Source organism: Burkholderia cepacia ATCC 25416, assembly GCF_001411495.1.
GTDB classification, from domain to species: domain Bacteria; phylum Pseudomonadota; class Gammaproteobacteria; order Burkholderiales; family Burkholderiaceae; genus Burkholderia; species Burkholderia cepacia.
This window is the reverse complement of sequence record NZ_CP012981.1, coordinates 1,096,519-1,122,759: the sequence shown is the minus strand read 5'-3', so window position 1 is coordinate 1,122,759 and position 26,241 is coordinate 1,096,519. Positions and strand designations below refer to the sequence as shown.

The window sequence follows — 26,241 nt, the reverse complement described above, 5'->3', positions numbered from 1 at the left end:
CGACACGCATGGCCATCCCGCTCAACTACATCGCGCGCAACCTGTGGACCCGGCGGCTCACCACCGCGCTGACCGCCGGCGGGATGGCGCTCGTGATCTTCGTGTTCGCGACGGTGCAGATGCTCGACGCGGGGCTCACGAAGACGCTCGTCTCGACCGGCGAACCCGACAACGCGGTGGTGATCCGCAAGGGCGCCGAAACCGAGATCCAGAGCTCGATCGACCATCAGCAGGCCAATGCGCTCGAGATGCACCCGGCCGTCGCGCCCGGCCCCGACGGCCGGCCGCTCGTGTCGAAGGAAGCGGTCGTGCTGATCTCGCTGGTGAAGACGTCGACCGGCAAGCCGTCGAACGTCGTGATCCGCGGCGTGTCGTCGGCCGGCCTCGCGCTGCGCCCGCACGTGACGCTCGCCGCCGGCCGCATGTTCGCGCCCGGCTCGTCGGAAATCATCGTCGGCAGCGCGATCGCGAAAGGCTTCAGCGGCACGCAGCTCGGCGACAGCCTGCATTTCGCGCAGCGCGACTGGACCATCGTCGGCATCTTCGACGCGGGCGGCAGCGGCTTCGATTCGGAGATCTGGGGCGACGTCGACCAGCTGATGCAGTCGTTCCGGCGCACCAGCTATTCGTCGATGGTGCTGCGCATCCCGAGCGCCGACGGCTTCGCGCGCTTCAAGGCCGACATCGACGTCGACCCGCGGCTGACCGACGAGGCGAAACGCGAGCAGACCTTCTACGGCGACCAGTCGAAGGCGCTGTCGAAGTTCATCAACATCCTCGGCATCACGCTGTCGACGATCTTCTCGATCGCCGCGATGATCGGCGCGATGATCACGATGTACGCATCGGTCGCGAACCGCGTCGCCGAGATCGGCACGCTGCGCGCGCTCGGCTTCAAGCGCACGAACGTGCTCGCCGCGTTCCTGCTGGAAGCGCTGCTGCTCGGCTTCGTCGGCGGCGTCGCGGGGCTCGCGTGCGCGTCGCTGATGCAGTTCGCGTCGTTCTCGACGACCAACTTCCAGACCTTCGCGGACCTGTCGTTCCGCTTCGTGCTGACGCCCGCGATCGTCGTGAAGACGCTGCTGTTCTCGCTCGTGATGGGGCTCGTCGGCGGGTTCCTGCCGGCGATGCGCGCCGCGCGGCTGAAGATCGTCGACGCGCTGCGCGCGCAGTGACGCGCGCAGCCGCTCACGTTCGACGCTCGCGCGGCACCCACGCGCCGTGGAACCCGGCCGGCACGCGGCGCGGCAGGTGCACGGTCGCGACCGGCCCCGCGTCGATCGCGCGCGCATCGAGGATCACGACGTCGCTGGTATCCGTCGCCGCGCGGTAGACCATCACCAGCAGCCAGCCGTCGTCCTCGTCGACGCCGCCCGGGCGCGGCACGAACACCGGCTCGCTGTTCTGGTCGCCGGCCGGCACCGCATAGCGCGTCGTCGTGCCGCTCGCGTGGTCGAAGCGCATCACGCCGCGCATTTCCGCATTGTTCGGCTGTTCCACCGCATACAGGTAGCGGTAGCGGCGCCCCGTGCGGCTTTCGTTGATGCGCGGCATCTCGATGCCGCCGTCGGCGAGCGGCCCTTCGTCGATCAGCCCGTTCGCCGTATCGATCACGTAGCGCCACAGCTCGCCGACCGGGTTGTCGGCGAAGCGACCCGTGCGCGCGTCGAGCCGCAGGAACCACGGATAACGCACCGCATCGAGCACGATGCACGACGCGTCGCAGTCGTACGCGTTCACGACGTGCTGGATGAAGCACGGCTCGATGCCGAACCAGCGCACCGCGCCGCCGTGGCGCGGGATCACGCCGATGCGCGCGGGCCGGTCGTCGTGCCAGCGCAGCGGCATCCGGTGGCCCTGCTTCAGCAGCGAGAAGTCGTAGCCGACGTTCAGGTCGAGCAGCAGGCTGCGGGTTTCGGTGATCGCGAGGTCGTGCATCATCGACGGCGCGTTCAGGTCGATTTCGATCTCGACGCGCTGCACGCCCTGCGCGTCGGCCACGCCGTAGCGCAGCCACGGCGCACGCCAGTCCGCTCGAAAAGCAATCAGCTCGCCCGTTACCGGATCGACCTTCGGATGCGCGGTCATCCCGCCGCCAAGGCCCGCGTGCCGCGCCGGCGCGCCGAGCGAATCGAGCGCGGCCGTGATCGCGAGCGGCGCGCCGCCCTCGGCCAGCGCGAGCAATTCGCCCGCATGCTGCAGCACGTTCACGTTCGGATTGGTGTCGGGAAGATGCGGCGCCTGCCCGGGTGCATGCACCGCGGCCCAGCGCTGCGTGCGTGCCCAGCGGTTGCGGTAGCCGGTCGCGCGGCCGCCTTCGAACGCGATCGCGTGCAGCATCGCGGCTTCCGGCCACCACGACAGCATGTCGTTCCCTTCGAAGCGGCCGCCCGGCGGATTCGGGCCGTTGCGCAGCAACGTGCCGTCGAGATCGTGCGGGACGGCGCCGGTCACGCGCAGGTCGACGAGATCGGCCTCGTCGGCCACCGGCGCGATCGCGCCACGGTTCAGGTCGAATACGGTCATTGCGTCGGAAGCTCCTTTCAGCAGTCGTCGGTGGACGGCGGCAGATCGCCGCGCGCCAGCGCGAGCGCATGGTCGCGCACGTCGTCCGGCCAGCCGGCGATCAGCCCGGCGAGCCGCGCCAGGTCGTTCGCATACAGCGCGCGCGCGGCCTCCTCGAAACCGGGCAGGTCGCCCGCCATCGCCGACATGAAGTGGTAGGCGCGCGCCTGCGCGTCGCGCAGACGATCGGCCGCCGCATGCGTGCGCCGCGCGTCCTCGACAAGCTTGCGCAATGCGACGGACGCGCCGCCCGGCTGCGCGGCAAGCCATTCCCAGTGACGCGGCAGCAGCGTGACCTCGCGCGACACGACGCCGAGCTTCGGCCGGCCGCGGCCGCGCGGTTCGCCCGCGCCGGCCGGCTCGCCGACGGCCGCGGATGCGTCGTCGCCCGACGGCGGCGCGAAGCGCGCGCGGATCTCGTCCGGCGTGCCGCGCAGGTCGAGGTCGATCGAGCGGCCGGTCGCGTCGTCGAAGATCAGGATCGTGCCGGCGGCCGCGTCGCCGGCCTCCCGGGCCGCGAGCGCGACCGACACGAGCGGGCCCGTCGCGAGCCGCCGGTGGCCGTCGAACACCGTGTACGAAGGAAGAAGCGTGGAGGTTGTCATCGTGGTCGCCTGCAGGCAGGAATCGGAATGGCGCTATTTTTATCCGGGTATAAATTGAATGTCAATATCATCCGGGTAAAAATATAGCCAGCCTCCCGCCGCGCGGGCGACCGCGTGGCGCGGTCAGTTCTTCAGTGCCGGCGTCGCCGCGCCGCGCACGCTCGCGAGCATGTCGTCGAGCGACACATGGCCCTCGAACGCCGACGAAGCCGGCAGCGGCAGGCCTTCCTCGACGGCGTGCGCGAATCGCACGCCGGCATCGTCGGCGAGCCGCGCCCGCAGCGCGGCGATGCGCGGGAACGCGTCGCGGCCGATCGATTCAAAGTCTGAATCGATCAAGTCAGTAATTGGCATGAAAGCGCAAATATCGACATGACAGAATGATCCGGACGCCCCGCTCCGGCCCGCACGGGCCTCGGCGTCCGGCCTCCGGCCGGCAGCACCGTCACCCAGAAACGCGCGCTTTCGACGCGCCAGCCGCACGACGGCACCTTCCGCCCTTCGGAGGAGACAGTCATGAATCCGCTTCACGCGCTGCCGGCGTCCGCGTCGGCAACGGCCCGGCGCACCCGCGTGCGCTGGCTGGTGCTGGCCGTCCTGTTCGCGGTCACGACGATCAACTACGCGGATCGCGCCGCGATCGCGATCGCGGGCCCGAGCCTCGCCCGCGCACTGCACCTGAGCCACGTGCAGATCGGCTTCATCTTCTCCGCATTCGGCTGGTCGTACGTGGTCGCGCAGCTGCCGGGCGGCTGGCTGCTGGACCGCTATGGATCGCGCATCGTCTATGCGTTCAGCATCTTCTTCTGGTCGCTGTTCACGCTGCTGCAGGGCACGATCGGCTTTTTCGGCGGCGCGGCCGCGTTCGCGCTGCTGTTCGGGCTGCGCTTCCTGGTCGGCGCGGCCGAAGCGCCGTCCTTTCCGGCCAACAGCCGGATCGTGTCCGCGTGGTTCCCGGCCGCCGAACGCGGCACCGCGTCGGCGATCTTCAACGCCGCGCAGTACGCGGCGACCGTCGTGTTCGCGCCGCTGATGGGCTGGCTCGTGCACGCGTTCGGCTGGCAGTCGGTGTTCGCGGTGATGGGCGTGCTCGGCTTCGCGTTCGTGCTGGTGTGGAACCGCACGATGTACGACCCGAAGGACCACCCGACCATCAACCGCGCGGAACTCGACTACCTCGCCGAAGGCGGTGCGCTCGTCAACATCGACCAGGCGACGGGCGGCCGCGACGGCGGCCCGTCGATGCGTCACGTGAAGGCGCTGCTGAGGAACAGGATGCTGGTCGGCGTGTACGTCGCGCAGTACTGCATCAACGCGCTCACCTATTTCTTCATCACGTGGTTTCCCGTCTATCTCGTGCAGGCGCGCGGGATGTCGATCCTCAACGCGGGGCTCGTCGCGTCGATCCCGGCCGTGTGCGGGTTCCTCGGCGGGATTCTCGGCGGCATCGTGTCCGATGCGCTGCTCAGGCAGGGCCGCTCGCTGTCGGTCGCGCGCAAGGTGCCGATCGTATTCGGCATGCTGCTGTCGATGTCGATGATCGTCTGCAACTACACCGATTCGCACGTGCTCGTCGTGCTGTTCATGGCGCTGTCGTTCTTCGGCAAGGGACTCGGCGCGCTCGGCTGGGCCGTCAACGCCGACACCGCCCCGCGCCAGATCGCGGGATTGAGCGGCGCGCTGCTCAACACGTGCGGCAACCTCTCCAGCATCACGACGCCGATCGCGATCGGCTACATCGTCGACCGCAGCGGCTCGTTCAACGGCGCGCTCGTCTATGTGGTCGCGCACGCGCTCGTCGCGGTGATCTGCTACGTGTTCGTCGTCGGCGAGATCCGCCGCGTCGAGCTTCGATGAACGGCGCGGGCCGCGCCGGCCCAGCCGGCGGCCCGTGCACCACCGGAACCAGGAGCGAACCGATGTCCGAATCCCGCCATGCCGGCACCCCGCGCGTCACGCGCATGCGGGTGATTCCCGTTGCCGGCCGCGACAGCATGCTGCTCAACCTGTGCGGCGCGCACGCGCCGTACTTCACGCGCAACCTCGTGATCCTCGACGACAGCAGCGGGCACACGGGTGTCGGCGAAGTGCCGGGCGGCGAAGGCATCCGGCACGCGCTCGAGCGCATGACGGATCTCGTGGTCGGCCAGTCGATCGGACGCTATCAGGCCACCCTCAACGCGGTGCGCGCGGCGCTGTCCGGCACGGGCCCGGGCGCGGGCCGCACGATCCGGCACGAGGTGACGTCGGCCGGCGAGGCGGCCGTGCTGCGCCAGCCGCACGAGATCAACCTGCGGCTCGACAACGTGATCACCGCGATCGAGGCGGCGCTGCTCGACCTGCTCGGGCAGTTTCTCGACGTGCCCGTCGCCGCGCTGCTCGGCGAAGGGCAGCAGCGCGATGCGGTGCCGATGCTCGCTTATCTGTTCTATATCGGTGATCGCGGCCGCACCGACCTGCCGTATCGCGACGAGGCGCAGGCGCGCGCCCCGTGGTTCCGGCTGCGCAACGAGGAAGCGCTCACGCCGGCCGCGATCGCGCGTCAGGCGGAAGCCGCCGTCGAGCGTTACGGGTTCGCCGATTTCAAGCTGAAGGGCGGCGTGATGGCCGGCGCCGACGAGATGGAAGCGATCGCCGCGATCAAGGCGCGCTTCCCCGACGCACGCGCGACGCTCGACCCGAACGGCGCGTGGTCGCTCGACGAGGCCGTCGCGCTGTGCCGCGGCCAAGGCCACCTGCTCGCGTATGCGGAGGACCCGTGCGGGCCGGAAGGCGGCTATTCGGGCCGCGAGGTGATGGCCGAATTCCGCCGTGCGACCGGGATTCCGACCGCGACCAACATGATCGCGACCGACTGGCGGCAGATGGATCACGCGGTGCGGCTGCAGGCGGTCGACATCCCGCTCGCCGATCCGCATTTCTGGACGATGCAGGGCTCGGTGCGGCTCGCGCAGCTGTGCCGCGACTGGGGGCTCACGTGGGGCTCGCATTCGAACAACCACTTCGACGTGTCGCTCGCGATGTTCACGCACGCGGCGGCGGCCGCGCCCGGCACGATCACCGCGATCGACACGCACTGGATCTGGCAGGAAGGCGACGCGCGGCTCACGCGCGAGCCGCTCGCGATCGTCGGCGGCAAGGTGGCCGTGCCGGAGCGGCCGGGGCTCGGGATCGAGCTCGACATGGCGCAGGTCGAGGCCGCGCATGCGTTGTACGAAGCGGTCGGCGGGACGGCGCGCGACGACGCGGTCGCGATGCGGTATCTCGTGCCGGGGTGGACTTACGATCCGAAGCGGCCGAGTTTCGGGCGGGGGTGAGCGTGACGGTGGGCGGTGGGCGGTGGTTGCCAAACACCGGAAACGCCCGCATCCTGCCGGCTGCCTGAGCCGGCACGCGTGGCGGACGGTTCGGCGCTCCTCCCACCCAACGTGAAGCGCCCACCATGACGTCTCCCGACCCAACACCGCGGCAGATCATCGTCTTCGTGCTGTATTCGGTGCTGTGCCTGCCCGCGAGCATGACCGTCGCTGGTTATGCCGCGACCCGGATCACGCAGAACGTATCGAATTTCGAAGGCGGTGCAGGCTACGCTGCGCTCTGGTGGGTCCTCATTCTGACCTGCGTGTTCTGCGGACTGTCGATCGCCCTCTTCGCGCTGCTGCGCAAGAGGATCGCGATCCTTGCGGCCATCACGGTGGCGTTTGCCGTGCTGTCGGTGCCGGCGTTCAGGTTCATTCACGAGCTGGCGACCTAGGCGCGGCGAGTTTGCGCATCACGTCGAAAGCGGCGCACCTGACGGTACCGCCCACGCCCACCGTCGCAGCGGAACCCAAAAACAAAAAGGCCCGATCTTGCGATCGGGCCTTTCGAATTCCGTTGGTGGAGCGGAGGAGGATCGAACTCCCGACCTTCGCATTGCGAACGCGACGCTCTCCCAGCTGAGCTACCGCCCCAACAGTCGACCATCATACACACGCATTTCTGCGCTTGGCAATAGGGGTTGAGTCACCCCTGAAGCATTACTTTGACGGCGCGCCAGCCAGTACCCATTCGACCACCGAACGCGCGTCGGCGTCGCTCATGCGCGGATGCGCCGGCATCGGAATCGCGCCCCAGACGCCGGAGCCGCCCTCCTTCACCTTCTTCGACAGCTTTGCCACGGCCTGCGGATCGGCCTTGTAGCGGGCGGCGACTTCCTTGAACGACGGGCCGACGAGCTTGCGATCGACCGCGTGGCAGCCCATGCACGCATTGCCGCGCGCCACCTTCAGGCCGTCGCCGACATCCGCGTGCGCGGCGCCCAGCGTGCCCGCCACGAGCGCCGCGGCTGCAGCGCCCTGCATCATCCACTGTTTCAATCGCTTCATCTGCGTGCTCTTCATTGCGACGGTGCCTTCGGGTTGCCCGGGTGCACGCTCGACGAATTCGAGATCGGCGCGGGCGGCTGCAGCGGCGTGGACTGCACCGACGCGTCGGGCACGGCGCCCACCGTCGCGGTATCCGCCGGCGCGGCGGCCTGCGCACCGGACGCGCCGCTCGCGGGCGACGCCGCCTGCAGCGCCTGCGCGTCCTGCGGCTTCACGTACTGGAACACCTTCACGACTTTCTCGACGCCGGGCACCTGGCTGGCGGCTTCCGCGCCGCGATTGCCCTCGTCGACCGTCACGAGCCCCATCAGGTAAAGGTTGCCGCGTTCGCTGACCACCTTGTAGTAGTTCGCCGAGATGCCCTTCGTCGCGATCAGCTCGGACTTCACGCGCCCCTCGAGGTACGAGTCGTTGGCGCGCGACGACAGCGACGACGCCGGCTCGACCGACAACTCGTTGACGATGCCGTTCACGTTGTTGATGCCGCGCACGATTTCCTCGGCGCGCTGCTTCGATGCATCGTTCGGCACCTCGCCCGTCAGCAGCACGCGGCGGTTGAACACCGTGACGTTCACGTGCGACTGGTCGGGCAGCCCGTTGTTGATCTGCGTGAGCGACTTGACCTGGATCTCCCGGTCCTCCGTCTGCGCGCCGAGCGTACGGCGGTCGGTCGCGACCAGCGCGCCGCCGCCGGCCGCTGCGCCGACGATCCCGAGCACACAACCCTGCAGCGACACGGCGAGACCCGCCGTCAGCGCGGCGAGCAGCGTGGTTCTGACGAGCGTCTGTTTGACGCGGCTTTGATTCATCGACGGCTCTCCTTCGTTCAATCCTCACCCAGCAGCATCGCGTCGATGCCGTCGCACAGGCAGTGGATGGTCAGCAGATGGACTTCGTGGACGCGCGCCGCACGAACGGCGGGCACGTTGATCGGAATATCGGTGTCGGACAGCGCGGCCGCGACTGCATGGCCGTCGCCGCCCGTCAGCGCGACGACGGTCATCTCGCGCTCGTGCGCTTCGTCGATCGCCGCCAGCACGCGCGGCGACGCGCCGCCCGGATCGAGCACCAGCAGGATGTCGCCGGTCTGGCCGAGCACGCGCACCTGCTGGGCGAACAGTTGCTCGGCGGACACCGCACCCGCGAGGCCGCCCTGCGACGCATCGGTGGCCAGCGCGATCGCGGGCAGGCCCGGACGCTCGCGCTCGAAGCCGCCGACGAGCGACACGGCGAGGTAGTGCGCGGCGGCGGCCGACGGGCCGTCACCGCACGCGACGATCTTGTTGCCGTTCGCCAGCGCGGCGAACATCGCATCGACCGCGGCTGCGATCGGCAGCGACAGTGCGTCGGCCGCTTCGGCGTGAAGCGCGGCGCTGTCGCGGAAATGTTGCTGAATACGTTCGACTGACATCGATTCCTGGTGAACTGGGCGCGCGGCACGCATCGCGCGACATCGTGGGTGCGGCGAGTTTACCGTACTCCGGCACGCTCTCCGGGGGTCCGGCAAGAACTCTTTACATCTCGTCACAGCTCGCGGCTACGCATCGTCGGCACGAAATGCGTCGCGCAGCCACTCGAGCCGCCCGGCCTCGAACGCGACGACGTCGAAGCGGCACGCGGCACCGGCGCCGTGGCGCGCCCAGAACTGGAGCGCGGCCGCCACCAGGCGCCGCCGCTTGCGCCAGCCGACGCTCGCGGCCGCGCCGCCATGCCGGACGCTGCGCCGCGCGCGCACCTCGACGAACACGAGCATGCCGTCGGGCTCGCGCATCACGAGATCGAGCTCGCCGCCGCGCATCGTCACGTTCGCCGAGACGAACACGAGGCCGCGGCGTTCGAGAAACTGCCGTGCACGCTGCTCGAACGCCGCGCCGACCGGCCTGGATCGCGCCGCGCCGGAAAAGTTGTCGCCCGCACGCGGCAAACCGTGCCCGTCGCCCGGCCGCGCCGGCGCCGCGTGGCACAATGCCGTCCTTGTTCCGCTTGCGCCGCGATTGCGCGCATTGCCTGCCATGACTGCCCTCCTCGAACTCGCGCAAACGCAGCACTACCCGGAAGCCGCGCTCTACGTGGTCGCCACGCCGATCGGCAACACCGCCGACATCACGCTGCGCGCGCTGCACGTGCTCGGCCTCGCCGACCGCATCGCGGCCGAAGACACCCGCAACACGGGCCAGCTGCTCGCCCGCTACGGGATGTCGAAGCCGCTCCTCGCCGTGCACGAGCACAACGAACGCGAAGCCGCGCAGCGCGTGATCGAACTGCTGCGCGGCGGCGAACGCGTGGCCTACGTGTCGGACGCCGGCACGCCCGGCATCTCGGACCCCGGCGCGCGGCTCGTCGACGCGGTGCGCGCCGCCGGCTTCGCGGTGATCCCGCTGCCGGGCGCGAGCGCGGCGGTGACCGCGCTGAGCGTGGCCGGCGACTGGGCCGGCGCGTTCACGTTCGCGGGCTTCCTGCCGCCGAAGGCCAGGCAGCGCGCGACCGCGCTGCAGGCGCTGGTATCGCACCCGTATGCGCTGGTGTTCTACGAAGCGCCGCACCGGATCGCCGAAACCGTCGCCGCACTCGCCGATGCGTTCGGCCCCGCGCGCCGGCTGCTGATCGCGCGCGAGCTCACCAAGCTACACGAGCAGCTGTTCCAGGGCACCCTGGCCGAAGGACAGACGTGGCTCGCCGGCGATGCGAACCGGCAGCGCGGCGAATTCGTGCTGGTCGTCGAAGGCGCGCCGGCGACGAGCGGCGAAGCCGACGACACCGCGCACGACGCGCTGCTCAGGCTGCTGCTGGAAGAGGTGCCGGTGAAGAGCGCGGCGAAGCTCGCGGCCGCGCTGACGGGCGCGTCGCGCAACACGCTGTATGCGCGTGCGCTCGCGCTGAAGGATGAAAGCTGACGTGCCAGCCGGCCGGCACCGGGAAACCGGTGCCGACATCGCGCCGGGCAGGAAAGACAAAGGGCTGCCCTCGGGCAGCCCTTTTGCATGAGCGGTCGATCCGCCGCGTTACTTCGTCGAGACCGACGCGAGCATTTCGTCGCGTGCCTCACGCGCTTCCTGCGGCGACAGCCCTTCGATCTTCACGCGGCCCGTGCCGGCGTGCACGAGGCCGATCATCTTGGCAGCGGCATACGACAGGTCGAGCACGCGGCCGCGCTTGAACGGCCCGCGATCGTTGACCTTCACGACGACCCACTTGCCGGACGACGCGTTCGTCACCTTGATGTACGACGACAGCGGCAGCGTGCGGTGCGCGGCGGTGAGCGCGTTCATGTTGAAGCGTTCGCCGTTCGCAGTGCGGCGGCCGTGGAAATCCCGCCCGTACCACGATGCGCGGCCCGTCTGGCGGAAGTCGGACACATCCTTGCCGTCGATCGGCTCGGCGTCCGCCAGCGACGACTTCTTCGCGTCCTTGGCGTCGGCAGCCGGCATCGACGCCAGTGCGGAATCGAAATTCAGTTGCTGCTTGTCGTTGTCCGCCTTCGCGGCACCGGCGGTCTTGTCGACCGCGTTCTTCTGGTTCGCGCTTCCGGTGGTCTGGCTGGGTGGCACCGCGCAGCCCGTCAACGCGAAAAATAATGCAATGGTCCCGAAACGAGTCGGAAATCGTACGTTCATCGACGTGTCGCCTTCTGGTTCGGGCCGCTCCTTCGTCACGCCGCTTCACAGCGCGGACACGCGGCCCGGACGGCAAATGCGTGCACGCCCCGCTCGGATGCGAGCAGGCGGCTAGCATGGGCGCGGCTTTCGTCTATGCCGCAACCGTCCTGATTAGCTTTCACGTCTGGCGCAACCTGTCCCCAACAGCCTGACCAGACCCCACATGCCGCCATCGAACATGGCTTTCACGTTCGCGCGCGTCGAAACGACCAACGCACAGGAACGGCGGCACAGGCCTCATCCGGCGGCGCGGCAGCAGGGCCGCAGGCGGGCGCGCAGCACCCGGCCGGACAAGACGTGAGCACCGAATGCTCGGTGCTGGATACACCGCCGGACTCCCCGGCGGCTGATGCTTGACGGTGCTTCCGACACCCCTTTTTAACGGGGCCGAAACACCAGCGAATGGCGTGAAACTCACGCGCAATGGAGCGCATTATACATAAATCAAAACGCTGTCCTGAAAAGCACCGCCGGCGGACCATTGATTCTCACTATGGCTGTAACAATCGACATGCTCCGGGAATGCCCGGAGGCGCGCACCGCGACGCGCGTCGCGCGGCCGGCAAGCGGCACGCGCGACCGGTACAATCGCTCCTTTTAGCCGCCGGTGCCTCCATGAAAGTCACGCTCATTCCGGTCACGCCGTTCCAGCAGAACTGCTCGCTGCTCGTCTGCGAGAAGACGGGCCGCGCCGCCGTCGTCGATCCGGGCGGCGACCTCGACCGGATCCAGCAGGAAGTCGCGCGGCAGAACGTGCAGGTCGAGAAGGTGCTGCTCACGCACGGGCACATCGATCACTGCGCGGGCGCGAAGACGCTCGCGACGCACTACGGCGTGCCGATCGAAGGGCCGCAGGAAGAAGAGCGCTTCTGGATCGAGAAGCTGCCGATGCAGAGCGAGCGCTTCGGCTTTCCGGCCGCCGAAACCTTCGAGCCGGATCACTGGCTGAACGACGGCGACACCGTGCAGTTCGGCGACGAGACGCTCGAGGTCTATCACTGCCCGGGCCATACGCCCGGCCACGTCGTGTTCTTCAGCCGCGCGCATCGCGTCGCGATCGTCGGCGACGTGCTGTTCGCCGGCTCGATCGGCCGCACCGATTTCCCGCGCGGCAATCACGAGGATCTCGTCCGCTCGATCAAGGAGAAGCTGTGGCCGCTCGGCGACGACGTGACGTTCGTGCCGGGCCACGGCCCGGTGTCGACGTTCGGCGACGAGCGCCGCACGAACCCGTTCGTGTCCGACAAGGCATTCGGATGAACCAGACCGCCATCCCGGAAATCTACGTCAGCACCGACGTCGAGGCCGACGGCCCGATCCCCGGCCCGCACTCGATGCTGAGCTTCGCGTCGGCCGCCTATACCGAGGACAAGCAGCTGATCGCGACCTTCTCGGCCAACCTCGAGACGCTGCCGGGCGCGCAGGCGCACCCGGTGCAGGAAGCGTGGTGGAAGACCGAGCCAGAAGCATGGGCCGCGTGCCGCCGCGACCTGCAGGCGCCCGAGGCGGCGCTCGTCGCGTACGTCGACTGGGTCGAGGCGCTGCCCGGCAAGCCGGTATTCGTCGCGATGCCGGCCGGCTTCGATTTCACGTTCATGTTCTGGTACATGATGCGCTTCGCCGGGCGCTGCCCGTTCTCGTGGTCGGCGCTCGACATCAAGACGCTCGCGTTCGCGATGACGGGCCTGCCGTACCGCAAGGCGATCAAGCCGCGTTTTCCGAAGCACTGGTTCGACGACCATCCGCACACGCACGTCGCGCTCGACGACGCGATCGAGCAAGGCGCGCTGTTCTGCAACATGCTCGCCGACCTGCGCCGCCAGCAGGCCGCGCTCGCTGGCCTCGCGGTATCGGACACCGATCGGTCGGAAAACGCGGGGGCGGGACAAAACCCCACGGATCCGCGAGCAAATTAGCGAATCTCGCTCAGCAACGCGACGCCAGATTGCCTTTCCTTTCCCGGCCCTCTAACATTCAGCATGTTGTTGCTGCCGCATGGAGGCGCAGGTGACGCTCGATTCCTTTTCGCAAAAAATCCTTCGCCTGTTGCAGCTCGACGCGCGCCGTTCCGTTCAGGAAATTTCCGACCAGGTCGGCCTGTCGAGCACGCCGTGCTGGCGCCGCATCAAGGACATGGAACAGTCGGGCGTGATCCAGCGCTACACGGCGCTGCTCGATCGCGAGAAGCTCGGCCTGCACGTCTGCGCGCTCGCGCACGTGCACCTGACCCGCCACAACGAAGGCGGCGTCGAGCAGTTCGAGCGCGAGATCGCGACCTGCCCGGAAGTCACCGAGTGCTACAGCACGACCGGCGAGGCCGATTACATCCTCAAGATCGTCGCGCCGGACATCAAGGCCTACGACGTGTTCCTGCACGAACGCATCTTCAAGATCCCCGCCGTGTCGCAAGTGCGTACGAGTGTCGTGCTGCGCGAGATCAAGTTCGACACGCAGCTGCCGCTGTAACGGCTGTCACGCGCACTCACGCGCGCACGGCCCGCCGGCGGCAGGTCACGCCTGCGCGGGCATCGTGCGCGTGAAGCCGATCCGGCGCGCGCCGAACTCGCGCTTCAGCGCGTCGGCGTCGAGCCGGCCGGCCAGCGCCGCATCGGTGTCGTGCGGATCGCACGCAAGCGTCACGTCGATCTCGAGCCCCGTGCTCAGGTAATGCAGGTTGATCGCCGCAGCATGCAGCCCGCGCTGCGCGAGCGCGGCCTCGAGCCGCGCCGCGATCTCGCCGCGCGGCGGCAGCGCGAGCGCCGGACGGCGCGCCGCGTCGTTCTCGGGGTCGACGTGGATCAGCGCGTCGAGCACGCGCGGGTCGCGCAGCACGCGTGCACGTGCGGTTTCCGCGATGTAATGCCCTTCGGAGACGGAGATCATCGGATCGACGAGGATGTGCGCGTCGACGAGCGCCGCATCGCCCATCTTGCGCGTGCGCAGGTCGTGCACGTCGCGCACGCCCGGCGTTGCCGCGAGCAGCGCGCGGATCTCGGCCGTATCGGTGGTGTCGAGCGCGCGGTCGGAGAGGTCCTGCAACGCGTCATAGCCGAACGTCCAGCCCATGCGCGCGACCATGAAGCCGACGATCGCCGCCGCGATCGGATCGAGCAGCCGCACGCCGGCCAGGCTGCCGACGATGCCGATCGCGACGACGAGCGACGAAGCGGCATCCGAACGCGCATGCCACGCGTTCGCGACGAGCATCGCCGAGCGCACGCGCCGCGCTTCGCGCAGCATGTAGCGAAACAGCGCCTCTTTCGACACGAGCACCGTCAGCGCGACGACCAGCGCGGAAAAATGTACCGCCGGAATGTTTTCGAGATTAACTAGACGGTCGCCGGCCCGCCACAGCATGCCGACGCCGACTGCAATCAGGATTGCGCCGAGAAACAGCGACGCGACGGTCTCGTAGCGGCTGTGCCCGTAATTGTGGTCGGCGTCCGGCGATGCGCCGCTATGCCGATTCGCAACCAGCACGACAAAATCCGAGATCAAATCGGAAATCGAATGCACCCCGTCGGCAATCAATGCTTGCGAATGCGCAATCGTGCCGACGACGATCTGAAATGTCGCAAGCACGACATTCAGCACAATACTGACGAACGTGCTCTTGCGTGCAACCGCGTGCTTATCTGCGCTCTGCGCGTCGCCGGAAAACGTGGACATGAAATATGAGATATCGGTGTGCGGTACCCAATTCTATCAAGGGCGCCCCGCGAATCCCGCCAATACCCGTAAATTTCTTATTCAAATCAATCGCTTATGCGAACAGGTCGTATTCCCATTCGCACCCTCGATTATTACATTTCCATGACAACGCCATGCGCGTGGCGGCCGCTGAAAACAAAAAAGCCGCGCTCCTGAACGGACACGCGGCTCTTTTGAAGCGCAGGTGACTTAAACAGACGTTTAAATCGCAAACTGTTCGCGGTTCTTGCCCGCGATCCAGCGCGGCGGCTTGCCGCGGCCCGACCACGTCGCGCCCGTTTCCGGATCGCGGTATTTCGCGGCGACGCCAGCGCGCGGACGGCCAACCTTGCCTGCCTTCGCGCGGCTGAGACCGAGTTCGGCGAGCGAAAAGCCGTAGTCGGCAATTTTCTGCTTCACGTCATTCAGCACTTCAGCGTATTCACGCGACTTCGCTTCTTCGATTTGCTTCTCCAGCTTCTCCCGCTGGGCCAGCAGGTCCTTGTAAGAAGACATAGTTTCCCTTTCTATCTGACTAATGGCGCCGGTCTGCAGCCAGCCCACCATTCATGAAATATATGTGCCTCGGATTTTCGAAGGCAGAGATTAGCACAAAAAAGATTTGATAGAAGCGAGATTCATGAAAATACCGAGATCAATTGAAATTCACTCGTGTCATTTTGACCGGCCGCGGCCTTTTCTCAAATTTTTACGTTCCTACACAGAGATTAGGACATTAGCCATTGGCTATTAGGTCTATCAACATACGCAATTACCCTGCATTCGGAAAAATAGAAGCTTTCATCGGACGACAGTTTTACGAAAATCGGACGACGCCGCACGCTAAACGGACAAACCGCGGACAAGCCGGCACCGCGGCGTCACGTCACATCCCGCGCGCACGCAATCAGCCGCTCGCGCAACACGCCCGCGTCGGCCAATGGCGTATCGAACGGCGTGCGCACACGGCGGCCGTCGTGTCGCCAGTCGGCGCCGTGACGATCGACGCCGAGCAATTCGAGCCCGTCGCGGCGCGCCGCGCCGCCGTCGTACGCGTCCCATAACGCCTGTTCCTCGTCGAAGGCGAGCGGCGGCAGCGCATCGAGATGCGTGCCGTCGACCCAGCCCATGCGCCCGAAACCGCCGATATAGCGCAGCCGCTCGACGTCGAGCGCCCAGAACGTGAAATCGCCGAGCGCCAGATAGCGCGCGGCGTCCGGCTCGTAGCGCAGGTAGCGCGCGGTGACGTGCGGATCGTCGCCGAGCGGCACGAACCGGCCGAGCAGCGTCGCGCGCTCGGCGTTCAGCACGTCGCCGCCGGACGCGTCGACGACGAGGAAGCCCGCGCGCGGATCGGCGGCCAGGTTGCGCGTGTGCTCCGCGAGGCCGCTCACGAGGATCACCGGACGATGGCTTGCATCGGGTGCAAACGGAACGACCGTCGGATACGGGAAGCCCTGCGGATCGCGCGCATGGGTGGCGAGCGTGCCGAGCGCGCAGCGGTGCAAGAGATGCAGGGCGAGAGCGGGATCGATGTTCAAGAGGACTCCTGCGGTCGAAGGGCGGCGCGCCGGGCACGCCATGCGCTTCGATGTTACCTGCGGGCGCGCTACGCCGCGCATCGGCCGAACGGCCAATGCGGCGAAGACCGGGCACCAAGACCGCCCGATCATCGGCCAAGCGGCCATCGCCCGGCAGGATCGTAAGCGGTTCGATAGAATCGGACGGGTCCGACGGGCGCCGCGTGCGTCCACGCATTTCCTTTGACGAGCCTTTCCGTGTCCGAATCCTCCTCCCCCGAATCATCGTCCCCGTTCGCCGCGCCGCCCGACGCGCATCGCGTGCTGCCGCTGCCGGCCCGCCAGCGCGCGCGCACGGCGTCGATGGCGCTGTTCTTCGTCGCCGGCATGATGTACGCGTCCTGGGGCGTGCACGTGCCGACCGTGCGCGACAAGTTCGCGCTGAGCCCCGGCCTGCTGTCGATCGCGCTGTTCGCGGTCGCCGGCGGCTCGATCGCCGCGATGCTGACCATCGCGCGCTGGATCACCCGTGTCGGCTCGCGCACCGCGTGCCTCGCCGGCGGGCTCGTGATGTCCGCGTGCGCGGCGCTGATCCTCGTCGTGCCCGACTACTGGATGCTGCTCGCGGTGCTCGCGCTGTTCGGTTTCTCGATGGCCACGCTCGACGTCGCGATGAACGCCGAGGCCAGCGCCGTCGAGATCGCGCTCGGCAAGCCGATCATGTCGTCGCTGCACGGGATGTTCAGCATCGGCGGGATGGCAGGCGCGGCCGCCGGCGGCGCGCTGCTGTCGGCCGGCATGGCGCCGGTCGCGCATCTCGCGCTCGCGGCAGCCGTGAGCGCCGCGGTGCTCGTGGCCGCCAGCCCGGCCGTGTTGCCGCACGTGCCGCACCACGAACACGCGCATGGCGGCGGCAACCGCTGGCGCTCGCCCGCGTTGTGGATGCTCGGCGGCATCGCGCTGATCGCACTGGTCGCCGAAGGCGCGATGTACGACTGGGCGACGGTCTACATGCGCGACGTCGTCGCGGCGAGCCCCGCGCTCGCGAGCGCCGCGTATGCGGCATTCTCGGGCGGGATGGCCATCGCGCGCTTCGCGGGCGACGCCGTGCGCGCGCGCTTCGGCGCGCCGCAGCTCGTATTCGCGAGCGCGTCGCTCGCATGCGCGGGGATGATCGGCGCGCTGCTGCTGCCAAACCCGGTCGCGGTGCTGACCGGCTTCACGCTGATGGGCCTCGGCCTCGCGAACATGATGCCCGTGCTGTTCGCGGCCGCCGCGCGCGTAAAAGGCATCCACGCGGCCGAAGGGCTCGCGCACGTCGCGGGGCTCGCGTATTTCGGGCTGTTGTTCGGGCCGGTCGTGATCGGTGCGGTCGCGCAGGCCGCGAACCTGACGATCGGCCTGTCGGTCGTCGCGCTGTGCGCGGCGCTTGTCGCGCTGGTCGCGCCGAAGGTGCTCGCACACCTGAAGATCTGACGGTGCGGCGCTCGCCGGGCCGAACGGTCAAAGGGAAACAAAAAGAAAACGCGCATGCGTTGCCGCATGCGCGTTTTCACCCCTTCTGTTGACCGCCTGTTGCGTTACATCTTCACTTCGTCGAGCAGCGACTTCTTGCCGCCCTTGTAGTTGTACAGCGAGATCACGCCGTGCTGCAGGTCGCCCTTCGAGTCGAAGGTCGTCGTGCCGATCACGCCCGAGTAGTTCGTCGCCGGCATCGCCGCGAGAATCTTCGCCGGATCCGTCGAGTTCGCGCGCTTCATCGCGTCGACGATGATGTACACGGCGTCATACGTGAACGGTGCGTAGATCTGGATCGGCTGGCCGAAACGCTTCTCGTACTTCGCCTTGAACGCCGCGCCGCCCGCCATCTTCTCGAGCGAGGCACCGGCTTCCGAGCACACCACGTTGTCGGTCGCGTCGCCGGCCAGGTCGGCCAGCTTTTCCGTGCACACGCCGTCGCCCGCGAAGATCTTCGCGCGCAGGCCGAGCTGCTTCGCCTGTTTCGCGAACGGGCCGCCGGTGGCGTCCATGCCGCCGTACATGATCGCGTCCGGATTCTCGCCCTTGATCTTGGTCAGAATCGCGCGGAAGTCGACCGCCTTGTCGTTCGTCGCGTCATGCGACATCACCTTCAGGCCGAGCGCCTTGGCCTTCTTCTCGAACTCGTTCGCGAGACCCTGGCCGTAGGCGGTCGAATCGTCGACCACCGCCACGCTCTTGATGCCCTTCGAGTGCGCGTAGTTCGCGAGTGCCGGGCCCTGCTGCGCATCGGTGGCCACCACGCGGTACGTGGTCTTGAAGCCCTGCTGCGTGTAGGCCGGGTTCGTGGCCGACGGCGAGATCTGCACGATGCCCGCATCGCTGTAGATCTTCGAGGCCGGGATCGACGTGCCCGAGTTCAGGTGGCCGACCACCGCGACGACCTTGTCGTCGACGAGCTTCTGCGCAACCTGCGTGGCCTGCCGCGGGTCGGCCGCGTCATCCTGCGGGTCGAGTTGCAGCGTGATCTTCTGGCCGCCGACCGTAAGACCCTTCGCGTTGATTTCCTCGACGGCGAGACGCGCGCCGTTTTCGTTGTCCTTGCCCAGGTGTGCAATGCCGCCCGTCAACGGCGCGACGTGGCCGATCTTGACGACTTGATCGGCTGACGCGTTGCTTGCAGCTGCAGCGCACAGCATCGCTGCGGCGGTGATCGGCAACAGCTTTTGCATCTTGATATTCATGTAAGTCTCCAGTTCGGTCCCAAAAAACGCCATCGCCCGGTGCCCCGCTGCCATCCCTGTGTTTGCAATCACTGGACGATTCGCCGGATGCATCGTTCATGCACTTGGCCTCAAGCACGTGAAAACCGCCGCTTTTAGCGGCCGCCCGTCCGTACTTGCGCGCAAGTGTAGGTGATCAAATTAATTTGTGGGACTTTTTTGGGGTAGTGGTAACACTACCGATATGCGCACTTTGGAACGACTACTCGAATATCGCTGCAAGCCCCGCCGGATAAGGGTTTCCGCTAATTCCCGAGGCTTCGCCGAAAGGTCGCTTCAACGCATTCCCGGGGCATTTCGATTCGGTATTTTGTGCCCGGGATCATTGAATGAAACGCGCGTGACAGCGCGCGTTTCGTCGTCCGGCATGAACGATTCAGGCAGCCGCCGCACGCCATTCGGCATCGAGCGCGGCGACGAGCTGCGACGTCGTCAGCGCATCGCCGCGCCGCCGCGCGAGCGGCGCGCCCTGCCCGGCCCACAGCGACAGGTAGTCGCCGTCGTTCGCGCGCGCGGCGGCCTGGCGCAGCGGCTGCGTCAGCGCGTTCTGCACCGGGTACGGCGCGACGTCGGCCACGCGCTCGCCGAGCCGCGCCATCAGCGTATTGCGCAGCCCGCGCGCGTGGCGGCCGGTGATCGCGCGCGTGACCTGCGTCGACGTATCGGTGCTCGCGAGCAGGCGCGCTTTCCAGTCCGCCGCGATCGCGCTTTCCGTGCAGGTGAGGAACGCGGTTCCGAGCTGCGCGCCCTGTGCGCCGAGCGCAAGCGCGGCCGCGATCCCGCGGCCGTCCATGATGCCGCCCGCGGCGAGCACGGGCAGGCCCGTCGCGTCGACCAGTTGCGGCACGAGCGCGAACGTGCCGATCAGCGCGTCGTCGGCGGAACCGATGAACGTGCCGCGATGGCCGCCCGCCTCGGCGCCTTGCGCGGACAACGCGTCGGCGCCGGCCGCCTGCCATGCGAGCCCCTCGGCCACGTGCGTCGCCGTGCCGATCACGTAGGTGCCGGCGGCCTTCAGGCGCGCGACGTCGGCCGCGTCGAGCACGCCGAACGTGAAGCTTGCAACGGGCACGCGCAGCGCCACCAGCGCATCGAGTTGCGCACGGAAATCCGGCGCGTAGCGCGCGGGCGCGGTGCCCGGCGGCAATCCGAGCGCCGCGTTCAGCGGGTCGATCGCGGCCAGCGCGCGCGCGACGGTCGCCGCGTCGGGCGTCGCGTCCGGCAGCACGAACAGGTTGATCGCGAACGGGCGGGCGGTCGCCGCGCGGATGGCTTCGACTTCGGCCGCGATGCGCTCGGGCGCGAACGCGGCGGCGCCGAGACTGCCGAGCGCGCCGGCATTCGATGCGGCGGCGACCATCGCGGCCGTGGCCGCGCCGACCATCGGCGCCTGCACGAGCGGCACGCGCAGGCCGAAGCGTTCGGAAAAGGGCGTGGAAAACAGGCGGGCAGACATGGCGAATCCTTCGATGACGATGCGCGAAAGCGCTTTGTAAAGGCTGGCACATCGACTCTATCGAAGCGGCGCCGCGCCGAAAAATGAATAATCGAGATCGAAACGATCGCTGCGCGAGAAGCAGGCACGTGTCCTGCGCCGATACACGATCGGCGGCACATGAGGCCGCCTCCCTCCCCCCGGGGGGCGCGTCCTGCACCGTCACACGATCGGTGGCACACTAGGCCGCCTCTCTCACCCCCGGGGCGCGCATCGCGCACCCCGTTCGCCAGGAGTTCAGAACGTGACTGCCCAATGGATCGACATCCCGACCGGTAACGACAGCTTCGGCGGCTATCTCGCGCTGCCCAAGCGCGGCACAGGCCCTGCCGTCATCATCATCCAGGAGATCTTCGGCGTGAACTCGCACATCCGCGCGGTCGCCGACCAGTACGCGTCCGACGGCTTCGTCGCCCTCGCGCCGGACGTGTTCTGGCGCACGCAGCCGCGCGTCGAGCTGACCTATGAAGGCGCGGATCGCGACAAGGGCATCGAGCTGATGAAAAAGACCGACGTAGGCCTCGCGGTCGCGGACATCGGAGCGGCCGCCGATGCGTTGCGCGCGCGCCCCGAAGTGGCCGGCAAGATCGCCGCGATCGGCTACTGCTTCGGCGGCCAGCTCGCGTACCGCGCGGCCGCGACCGGCAAGATCGACGCGGCCGTGGCCTACTACGGCGGCGGCATCCAGAACGCACTCGACCTCGCCGGCAAGGTCACGCAGCCGATCCTGTTCCACTACGCCGAAAACGACCACGGCATCCCGCTCACGGCCGTCGACCAGGTGAAGGCCGCGTTCGCCGGCCACGGCCATGCGTCGTTCCACGTCTATCCGGGCGCCGAGCACGGCTTCAACTGCACGGATCGCGCGTCGTACAACCAGCGCGCATCGGCGCTCGCGCACGGCCGCACGCTGACCTTCCTCGCCGAGCACCTCTAAAAACGGGCGGCAGCGGGCCCCTTGCAGCGGGCCCGCGTTATGCTGCCGACATCGCCACGCGTCACAACGGGGGTGACTGCGATGCACTCGGACTATCTCGCGCACGACGCGATCGGCCTCGCCGCACTGGTACGCGAACGCAAGGCGAGCCCGCGCGAACTGCTCGACGCCGCGATCGGCCAGGCCGAAGCGGTCAACAGCGCGATCAACGCGATCGTGCTGCAGGACTACGAAGCCGCACGCCAGCGTGCGGCCGCCACGCCGGACGGCGGCGCCGACGCGCCGTTCGCCGGCGTGCCGTATCTGGTCAAGGATCTCGGCGCGGCGGTGGCCGGGCTGCCGCTGTCGATGGGCAGCCGGCACTACCGGTATTTCGTGCCTGACGACGATTCGCCCGTGATCGCGCGAAGCCGTGCGGCCGGGCTCAACGTGTTCGGCAAGACCAACACGTCGGAAATCGGCCAGATGCCGTACACGGAACCCGAACTGTTCGGCGCGTGCCGCAATCCGTGGAATCTCGACCACACGCCCGGCGGCTCGAGCGGCGGCGCGGCCGCGGCCGTCGCGGCCGGCATCGTGCCGCTCGCGCATGCGTCCGACGGCGGCGGCTCGATCCGCATTCCGGCGTCGTGCTGCGGGCTGTTCGGCCTGAAGCCGACCCGCAACCCGGTCCTCGTCGACCGGCCGTCGAACGGCGAGCTGGTCGTCCAGCATGCGGTCACGCGCAGCGTGCGCGACAGCGCGCTGCTGCTCGACGTGACGACCGGCCAGACCTTGCCGGCCGGCGCGCCCGGCACGTTCCTCGGCGAGCTCGACACGCCGCCCGGCCCGCTGCGGATCGGCCTCGTGCTCGACCCGATGCTCGCGCCGGCGCTCGCCGACGACACCCGCGCGGCGCTCGACGACGCGGCCGCGCTGCTCGAATCGCTCGGCCACCACGTCGAGCCGGCGACGCTGAACGTCAACTACGCACGCACGGCCGAAACCTTCCTCACGCTGTGGGCGACGATCGCCGAGGAGATGGTGCTCGGCGCACGCGCGCTGACCGGCCGCACGCCGAAGCGCGGCGAATTCGAAGCCGCGACGTGGGCGATGGCCGTGGTCGGCCGGCGCCTCGCGCGCACCCGCCTGCCGGACGTGCTCGAATGGCAGCGCCAGCTCACCGTGCAGGTCGCCGGCATCGTGTCGCGCTACGACGCGATCCTGTGCGCGTCGCTCGCGGGGCCACCGGTGAAGATCGGCGAATTGCAGCCGACGCCGTTCGAATCGGCGCAGATGAAGGTGCTCGCCGCGCTGCCGGTGAAGCCGCTGCTGAAGGAAATGCTCGCGAGGTCGTCGGAAAAGGCGTTCACGTGGGCCGGCTGCACCGAGCTGTTCAACCTGACCGGCCAGCCGGCGATGTCGGTGCCGCTCTACTGGAACGCGCGCGGGCTGCCGATCGGCGTGCAGTTCGCCGCGCGCCACACCGACGACGCGCTGCTGCTCAGGCTGGCACGGCAGCTCGAACAGGCGCGGCCGTGGTTCGACCGCCGCCCGCCGCTGATGCAGGCGCAGCGCTGACGCACGCGGCCCCGCTCCGCAACCCTCGAAAAAAAGCCCCGCCGGCAGAACCGGCGGGGCTTTCACACACTTTCACACATGCAGTCGCGTGACCGCGCCTACACGTCGAGCCGTTCACAGATCGTCCGCGTCGCGGCCGCCGTGTTCAGCGTGTAGAAATGCAGCCCGGGCACGCCCGCGTCGACCAGACGCTGGCACAGGCCCGTGACGACGTCCGCGCCGAACGCGCGGATCGACTCGCGATCGTCACCGAAGCTCTCGAGCCGGCGCGCCACCCAACGCGGCACTTCGGCACCACACATCTCGGAGAAGCGCATCAGCTGCGAGAAGTTCGTGATCGGCATGATGCCCGGCACGATCGGCACGTCCACACCCAGCTTGCGCGCATCGTCGACGAAGCGGAAATACGCGTCGGCGTTGAAGAAGTACTGCGTGATCGCGGAATTCGCGCCGGCTTTCACCTTGCGCGCGAAATTCTCGAGATCGGCCTTCGGCGAGCGCGATTGCGGGTGGTACTCCGGGTAGCCGGCGACCTCGATGTGGAACCAGTCGCCATGCTCGGCGCGGATGAAGCTGACGAGCTCGGACGCATAACGCAGCTCGCCGACCGCGCCCATCCCGGACGGCAGGTCGCCGCGCAGCGCGACGATGTGCCGGATGCCGTACGAGCGGTACTGGTCGAGGATCGCGCGCAGGCTGTCGCGCGACGAGCCGATGCACGACAGGTGCGGCGCGGCCTCGAGGCCGTCCTTCTGCATGTCGAGCACGGTATCGAGCGTGCCCTGCTGCGTCGAGCCGCCGGCGCCGAACGTCACGGAGACGAATTTCGGCTTCAGCGGCATCAGTTGCGCGCGCGTGGCGCGCAGCTTCTCGACGCCTTCCGCCGTCTTCGGCGGGAAGAATTCAAACGAGAGTTCGATCGGTTTCATGATTCGGTGGGAACAGGCTCAGGCCTCAGCCGATGTCGCGCTGACCGAAGATCAGTGCGGACAGCAGCCACGACACGATGCTGTACAGGATCGAACCGAAGAACGCGGACCAGAACCCCGACACCTCGAAGCCCTTCAGCAGCGACGACGCGAACCAGAAGCACAACGCGTTCACGACGAGGATGAACACCCCGAGCGTGACGATCGTGACGGGCAGCGTCAGCAGGATCAGCACCGGGCGGATCACCGTGTTGATCAGGCCGAGCACGACCGCGATGATCAGCGCCGTGCCGAAGCTCTTGATGTGGATCGACGGCACGAGGTACGTGATGATCAGCAGCGCGAGCGCGTTGATGACCCAGGTGAGGATGACGCTCATGGAGTGCTCCGGTTCGGTTGTCGATCGGTACGATCAGTGGCCGCCGCCGGCCGCCGCGGGTGCCCGAAGGCGCGCCGCGGCAGCCGGCGATCCCGCGCCGTGCCGCCGTGCCGGGTGCGCGTCGGCGACGCGCGCACGGCACCGCGGCGGCGGCGCATCGGATCAGTAGCGGTAGTGGTTCGGCTTGAACGGGCCGTCCTTCTGCACGCCGATGTACGAAGCCTGCTCGTCGGACAGCACGGACAGGTTCGCGCCGATGCGCGCGAGGTGCAGGCGGGCGACCTTTTCATCGAGGTGCTTCGGCAGCACGTACACCTTGTTCTCGTACTCGTTGCCGCGCACGAACAGCTCGATCTGCGCGAGCGTCTGGTTCGCGAACGAGTTCGACATCACGAACGACGGGTGGCCGGTCGCGCAGCCGAGGTTCACGAGGCGGCCTTCCGCCAGCAGGATCACGCGCTTGCCGTCCGGGAAGATGATGTGGTCGACCTGCGGCTTGATGTTTTCCCACTGGTACTGGCGGGTCGACGCGACGTCGATTTCCGAGTCGAAGTGGCCGATGTTGCAGACGATCGCGTTGTGGCGCATCGCCTTCATGTGATCGTGGTTGATCACGTGGTAGTTGCCGGTGGCCGTCACGAAGATGTCGGCCTTGTCGGCCGCGTATTCCATCGTCACGACGCGGTAGCCTTCCATCGCCGCCTGCAGCGCGCAGATCGGATCGATTTCGGTGACCCACACGGTCGCGCCCAGGCCGCGCAGCGACTGCGCGCAGCCCTTGCCCACGTCGCCGTAGCCCGCGACGACCGCGACCTTGCCCGCGATCATCACGTCGGTCGCGCGCTTGATGCCGTCGACCAGCGATTCACGGCAGCCGTACAGGTTGTCGAACTTCGACTTCGTGACCGAGTCGTTCACGTTGAACGCCGGGAACGGCAGGCGGCCGTCCTTTTCCATCTGGTACAGGCGGTGCACGCCGGTCGTGGTTTCTTCGGTCACGCCCTTGATGTGCGCGAGGCGCGTCGAGTACCAGGTCGGGTCCGCGTCGAGGTGCTTCGCGATCGACTTGTACAGCGCGACTTCTTCCTCGTTGGTCGGCTTCGCGATCACCGAACGATCCTTCTCGGCCTTCGCGCCGAGGATCAGCAGCAGCGTTGCGTCGCCGCCGTCGTCCAGGATCATGTTCGCGAATTCGCCGTTCGGCCATTCGAAGATGCGGTGCGAGAACTCCCAGTATTCGTCGAGCGATTCGCCCTTGAACGCGAACACCGGCGTGCCGGCTTCGACGATCGCGGCAGCCGCGTGGTCCTGCGTCGAGAAGATGTTGCACGACGCCCAGCGGACGTCGGCGCCGAGCGCCTTCAGCGTCTCGATCAGCACGCCGGTCTGGATCGTCATATGCAGCGAACCCGCGATGCGCGCGCCCTTCAGCGGCTGCTGCGCCTTGTATTCGTCGCGGATCTGCACGAGGCCCGGCATTTCGGTCTCGGCGATGTTCAGTTCCTTGCGGCCCCAGCCGGCCAGCGCCATGTCGGCGACGACGAAATCGTTGGAAGCCTTGGAATCGATAATGGCGTTCATCACGCCCTCCTTTCTAAAAAGTTTCTAGATTGGTGACGTGAGCGCCGTTCAGGAAGCGGGGCCGGTGCGACGGTCGCGATACGCGCGCCGCACGGCTGCTTGGTGAAGCTTTCCGAGCCTGGCGGACGCAGAGGTCCGTCGCAACGCTCCTCGGAAAACGGAGGGGATTGTAGCAAATCGGCGCGCGGAATGCGC

At 67.9% G+C, this 26,241-nt stretch carries 26 protein-coding genes, 1 tRNA gene, 1 pseudogene and 1 riboswitch; of the genes and pseudogenes, 11 read left to right on the top strand and 17 right to left on the bottom strand.

Annotation, left to right across the window (positions count from 1 at the left end; translation table 11 throughout):
• The first annotated feature begins 8 nt into the window (after window positions 1-8).
• Window positions 9-1,175 carry an ABC transporter permease gene (locus tag APZ15_RS05060; RefSeq protein WP_027788611.1) on the top strand — a complete coding sequence of 389 codons (1,167 nt, stop codon included), beginning with the start codon at window positions 9-11 and terminating at the stop codon, window positions 1,173-1,175.
• Between the two features lie 13 nt (window positions 1,176-1,188).
• Here the strand turns inward: APZ15_RS05060 and APZ15_RS05055 are convergent, their stop codons facing one another.
• The 3 genes and pseudogenes from APZ15_RS05055 to APZ15_RS05045 form a co-directional block, all read right to left on the bottom strand.
• Window positions 1,189-2,526, bottom strand: a complete 1,338-nt coding sequence (locus APZ15_RS05055) for a carotenoid oxygenase family protein (RefSeq protein WP_027788612.1) — start codon at window positions 2,524-2,526, stop codon at window positions 1,189-1,191.
• Window positions 2,527-2,543: 17 nt separating this feature from the next.
• On the bottom strand, window positions 2,544-3,170 hold the full coding sequence (locus APZ15_RS05050; RefSeq protein WP_027788613.1) for a DUF2239 family protein: 627 nt from the start codon (window positions 3,168-3,170) through the stop codon (window positions 2,544-2,546).
• A gap of 123 nt (window positions 3,171-3,293) precedes the next feature.
• Window positions 3,294-3,476 (bottom strand): annotated as a pseudogene (locus APZ15_RS05045) (glutathione S-transferase family protein); the annotation flags it as partial.
• Window positions 3,477-3,686: 210 nt separating this feature from the next.
• Between APZ15_RS05045 and APZ15_RS05040 the strand changes: the two are divergent.
• The 3 genes from APZ15_RS05040 (at window position 3,687) to APZ15_RS05030 (ending at window position 6,924) form a co-directional block, all read left to right on the top strand.
• Window positions 3,687-5,027, top strand: coding sequence for an MFS transporter (locus tag APZ15_RS05040; protein WP_027788615.1), 1,341 nt, complete (start codon window positions 3,687-3,689; stop codon window positions 5,025-5,027).
• A gap of 62 nt (window positions 5,028-5,089) precedes the next feature.
• Window positions 5,090-6,487, top strand: coding sequence for an enolase C-terminal domain-like protein (locus APZ15_RS05035; RefSeq protein ID WP_027788616.1), 1,398 nt, complete (start codon window positions 5,090-5,092; stop codon window positions 6,485-6,487).
• A gap of 125 nt (window positions 6,488-6,612) precedes the next feature.
• Window positions 6,613-6,924 carry a hypothetical protein gene (locus APZ15_RS05030; RefSeq protein WP_027788617.1) on the top strand — a complete coding sequence of 104 codons (312 nt, stop codon included), beginning with the start codon at window positions 6,613-6,615 and terminating at the stop codon, window positions 6,922-6,924.
• Between the two features lie 123 nt (window positions 6,925-7,047).
• Here APZ15_RS05030 and APZ15_RS05025 read toward each other — a convergent pair.
• The 5 genes from APZ15_RS05025 to APZ15_RS05005 form a co-directional block, all read right to left on the bottom strand.
• Window positions 7,048-7,123, bottom strand: a tRNA-Ala gene (locus APZ15_RS05025).
• 66 nt (window positions 7,124-7,189) lie between these two features.
• Window positions 7,190-7,552, bottom strand: a complete 363-nt coding sequence (locus APZ15_RS05020; RefSeq protein ID WP_027788618.1) for a c-type cytochrome — start codon at window positions 7,550-7,552, stop codon at window positions 7,190-7,192.
• Window positions 7,549-8,346: a BON domain-containing protein gene (locus APZ15_RS05015; RefSeq protein ID WP_027788619.1), complete on the bottom strand. Its 798-nt coding sequence runs from the start codon at window positions 8,344-8,346 to the stop codon at window positions 7,549-7,551. The genes APZ15_RS05020 and APZ15_RS05015 overlap by 4 nt, the downstream gene beginning before the upstream one ends.
• A 17-nt stretch (window positions 8,347-8,363) precedes the next feature.
• A complete protein-coding gene (locus APZ15_RS05010; RefSeq protein WP_027788620.1) occupies window positions 8,364-8,948 on the bottom strand; it encodes an SIS domain-containing protein in 585 nt (194 codons plus the stop codon).
• Window positions 8,949-9,074: 126 nt separating this feature from the next.
• Window positions 9,075-9,503 (bottom strand): YraN family protein, encoded by a 429-nt coding sequence (locus tag APZ15_RS05005; RefSeq protein ID WP_027788621.1) that lies wholly within the window; start codon window positions 9,501-9,503, stop codon window positions 9,075-9,077.
• 46 nt (window positions 9,504-9,549) lie between these two features.
• Here APZ15_RS05005 and rsmI point away from each other — a divergent pair, with 46 nt between their 5' ends.
• Window positions 9,550-10,431, top strand: a complete 882-nt coding sequence (rsmI, locus tag APZ15_RS05000) for a 16S rRNA (cytidine(1402)-2'-O)-methyltransferase (protein WP_027788622.1) — start codon at window positions 9,550-9,552, stop codon at window positions 10,429-10,431.
• 108 nt (window positions 10,432-10,539) lie between these two features.
• Here the strand turns inward: rsmI and APZ15_RS04995 are convergent, their stop codons facing one another.
• Window positions 10,540-11,151, bottom strand: a complete 612-nt coding sequence (locus tag APZ15_RS04995; protein WP_027788623.1) for a septal ring lytic transglycosylase RlpA family protein — start codon at window positions 11,149-11,151, stop codon at window positions 10,540-10,542.
• A 657-nt stretch (window positions 11,152-11,808) separates the two neighbouring features.
• Between APZ15_RS04995 and APZ15_RS04990 the strand changes: the two genes are divergently transcribed.
• From APZ15_RS04990 to APZ15_RS04980, 3 genes are all read left to right on the top strand, one after another.
• The gene (locus APZ15_RS04990; RefSeq protein WP_027788624.1) at window positions 11,809-12,453 is read left to right on the top strand and encodes an MBL fold metallo-hydrolase; all 645 of its coding nucleotides are present in this window, start codon (window positions 11,809-11,811) and stop codon (window positions 12,451-12,453) included.
• Window positions 12,450-13,109, top strand: a complete 660-nt coding sequence (locus APZ15_RS04985) for a 3'-5' exonuclease family protein (protein ID WP_027788625.1) — start codon at window positions 12,450-12,452, stop codon at window positions 13,107-13,109. The genes APZ15_RS04990 and APZ15_RS04985 overlap by 4 nt, the downstream gene beginning before the upstream one ends.
• Before the next feature lie 79 nt (window positions 13,110-13,188).
• Window positions 13,189-13,659 (top strand): Lrp/AsnC family transcriptional regulator, encoded by a 471-nt coding sequence (locus APZ15_RS04980; RefSeq protein WP_006477376.1) that lies wholly within the window; start codon window positions 13,189-13,191, stop codon window positions 13,657-13,659.
• Between the two features lie 45 nt (window positions 13,660-13,704).
• On the opposite strand, the gene APZ15_RS04975 is transcribed toward APZ15_RS04980, so the two are convergent.
• The 3 genes from APZ15_RS04975 to APZ15_RS04965 all read right to left on the bottom strand — a co-directional run bounded on the left by APZ15_RS04975 (window position 13,705) and on the right by APZ15_RS04965 (window position 16,424).
• Window positions 13,705-14,862, bottom strand: a complete 1,158-nt coding sequence (locus tag APZ15_RS04975; protein ID WP_027788626.1) for a cation diffusion facilitator family transporter — start codon at window positions 14,860-14,862, stop codon at window positions 13,705-13,707.
• Between the two features lie 243 nt (window positions 14,863-15,105).
• Window positions 15,106-15,399: an H-NS histone family protein gene (locus tag APZ15_RS04970; protein WP_006491875.1), complete on the bottom strand. Its 294-nt coding sequence runs from the start codon at window positions 15,397-15,399 to the stop codon at window positions 15,106-15,108.
• 365 nt (window positions 15,400-15,764) lie between these two features.
• Window positions 15,765-16,424, bottom strand: coding sequence for a HugZ family pyridoxamine 5'-phosphate oxidase (locus APZ15_RS04965; RefSeq protein WP_027788627.1), 660 nt, complete (start codon window positions 16,422-16,424; stop codon window positions 15,765-15,767).
• A gap of 237 nt (window positions 16,425-16,661) precedes the next feature.
• On the opposite strand from APZ15_RS04965, the gene APZ15_RS04960 reads away from it, so the two are divergent.
• Complete coding sequence (locus APZ15_RS04960) at window positions 16,662-17,879, top strand: MFS transporter (protein ID WP_027788628.1); 1,218 nt, start codon at window positions 16,662-16,664, stop codon at window positions 17,877-17,879.
• Between the two features lie 104 nt (window positions 17,880-17,983).
• Here the strand turns inward: APZ15_RS04960 and APZ15_RS04955 are convergent, their stop codons facing one another.
• Window positions 17,984-19,126, bottom strand: a complete 1,143-nt coding sequence (locus APZ15_RS04955) for a branched-chain amino acid ABC transporter substrate-binding protein (RefSeq protein WP_027788629.1) — start codon at window positions 19,124-19,126, stop codon at window positions 17,984-17,986.
• A gap of 415 nt (window positions 19,127-19,541) precedes the next feature.
• Window positions 19,542-20,621: an NAD(P)H-dependent flavin oxidoreductase gene (locus tag APZ15_RS04950; protein ID WP_027788630.1), complete on the bottom strand. Its 1,080-nt coding sequence runs from the start codon at window positions 20,619-20,621 to the stop codon at window positions 19,542-19,544.
• Between the two features lie 283 nt (window positions 20,622-20,904).
• On the opposite strand from APZ15_RS04950, the gene APZ15_RS04945 reads away from it, so the two are divergent.
• Both APZ15_RS04945 and APZ15_RS04940 read left to right on the top strand, forming a co-directional pair.
• Window positions 20,905-21,597, top strand: a complete 693-nt coding sequence (locus APZ15_RS04945; RefSeq protein ID WP_027788631.1) for a dienelactone hydrolase family protein — start codon at window positions 20,905-20,907, stop codon at window positions 21,595-21,597.
• An 81-nt stretch (window positions 21,598-21,678) separates the two neighbouring features.
• Window positions 21,679-23,157, top strand: coding sequence for an amidase (locus APZ15_RS04940; RefSeq protein WP_027788632.1), 1,479 nt, complete (start codon window positions 21,679-21,681; stop codon window positions 23,155-23,157).
• Window positions 23,158-23,255: 98 nt separating this feature from the next.
• Here APZ15_RS04940 and metF read toward each other — a convergent pair whose 3' ends face one another.
• From metF to ahcY, 3 genes are all read right to left on the bottom strand, one after another.
• Window positions 23,256-24,086 (bottom strand): methylenetetrahydrofolate reductase [NAD(P)H], encoded by an 831-nt coding sequence (gene metF / locus APZ15_RS04935; RefSeq protein WP_021164275.1) that lies wholly within the window; start codon window positions 24,084-24,086, stop codon window positions 23,256-23,258.
• A gap of 25 nt (window positions 24,087-24,111) precedes the next feature.
• Window positions 24,112-24,465, bottom strand: coding sequence for a phage holin family protein (locus tag APZ15_RS04930; protein WP_006477367.1), 354 nt, complete (start codon window positions 24,463-24,465; stop codon window positions 24,112-24,114).
• A gap of 162 nt (window positions 24,466-24,627) precedes the next feature.
• Window positions 24,628-26,046: an adenosylhomocysteinase gene (ahcY, locus tag APZ15_RS04925; protein WP_027788633.1), complete on the bottom strand. Its 1,419-nt coding sequence runs from the start codon at window positions 26,044-26,046 to the stop codon at window positions 24,628-24,630.
• A gap of 32 nt (window positions 26,047-26,078) precedes the next feature.
• Window positions 26,079-26,204: riboswitch (S-adenosyl-L-homocysteine riboswitch) on the bottom strand.
• Window positions 26,205-26,241: the final 37 nt, after the last annotated feature.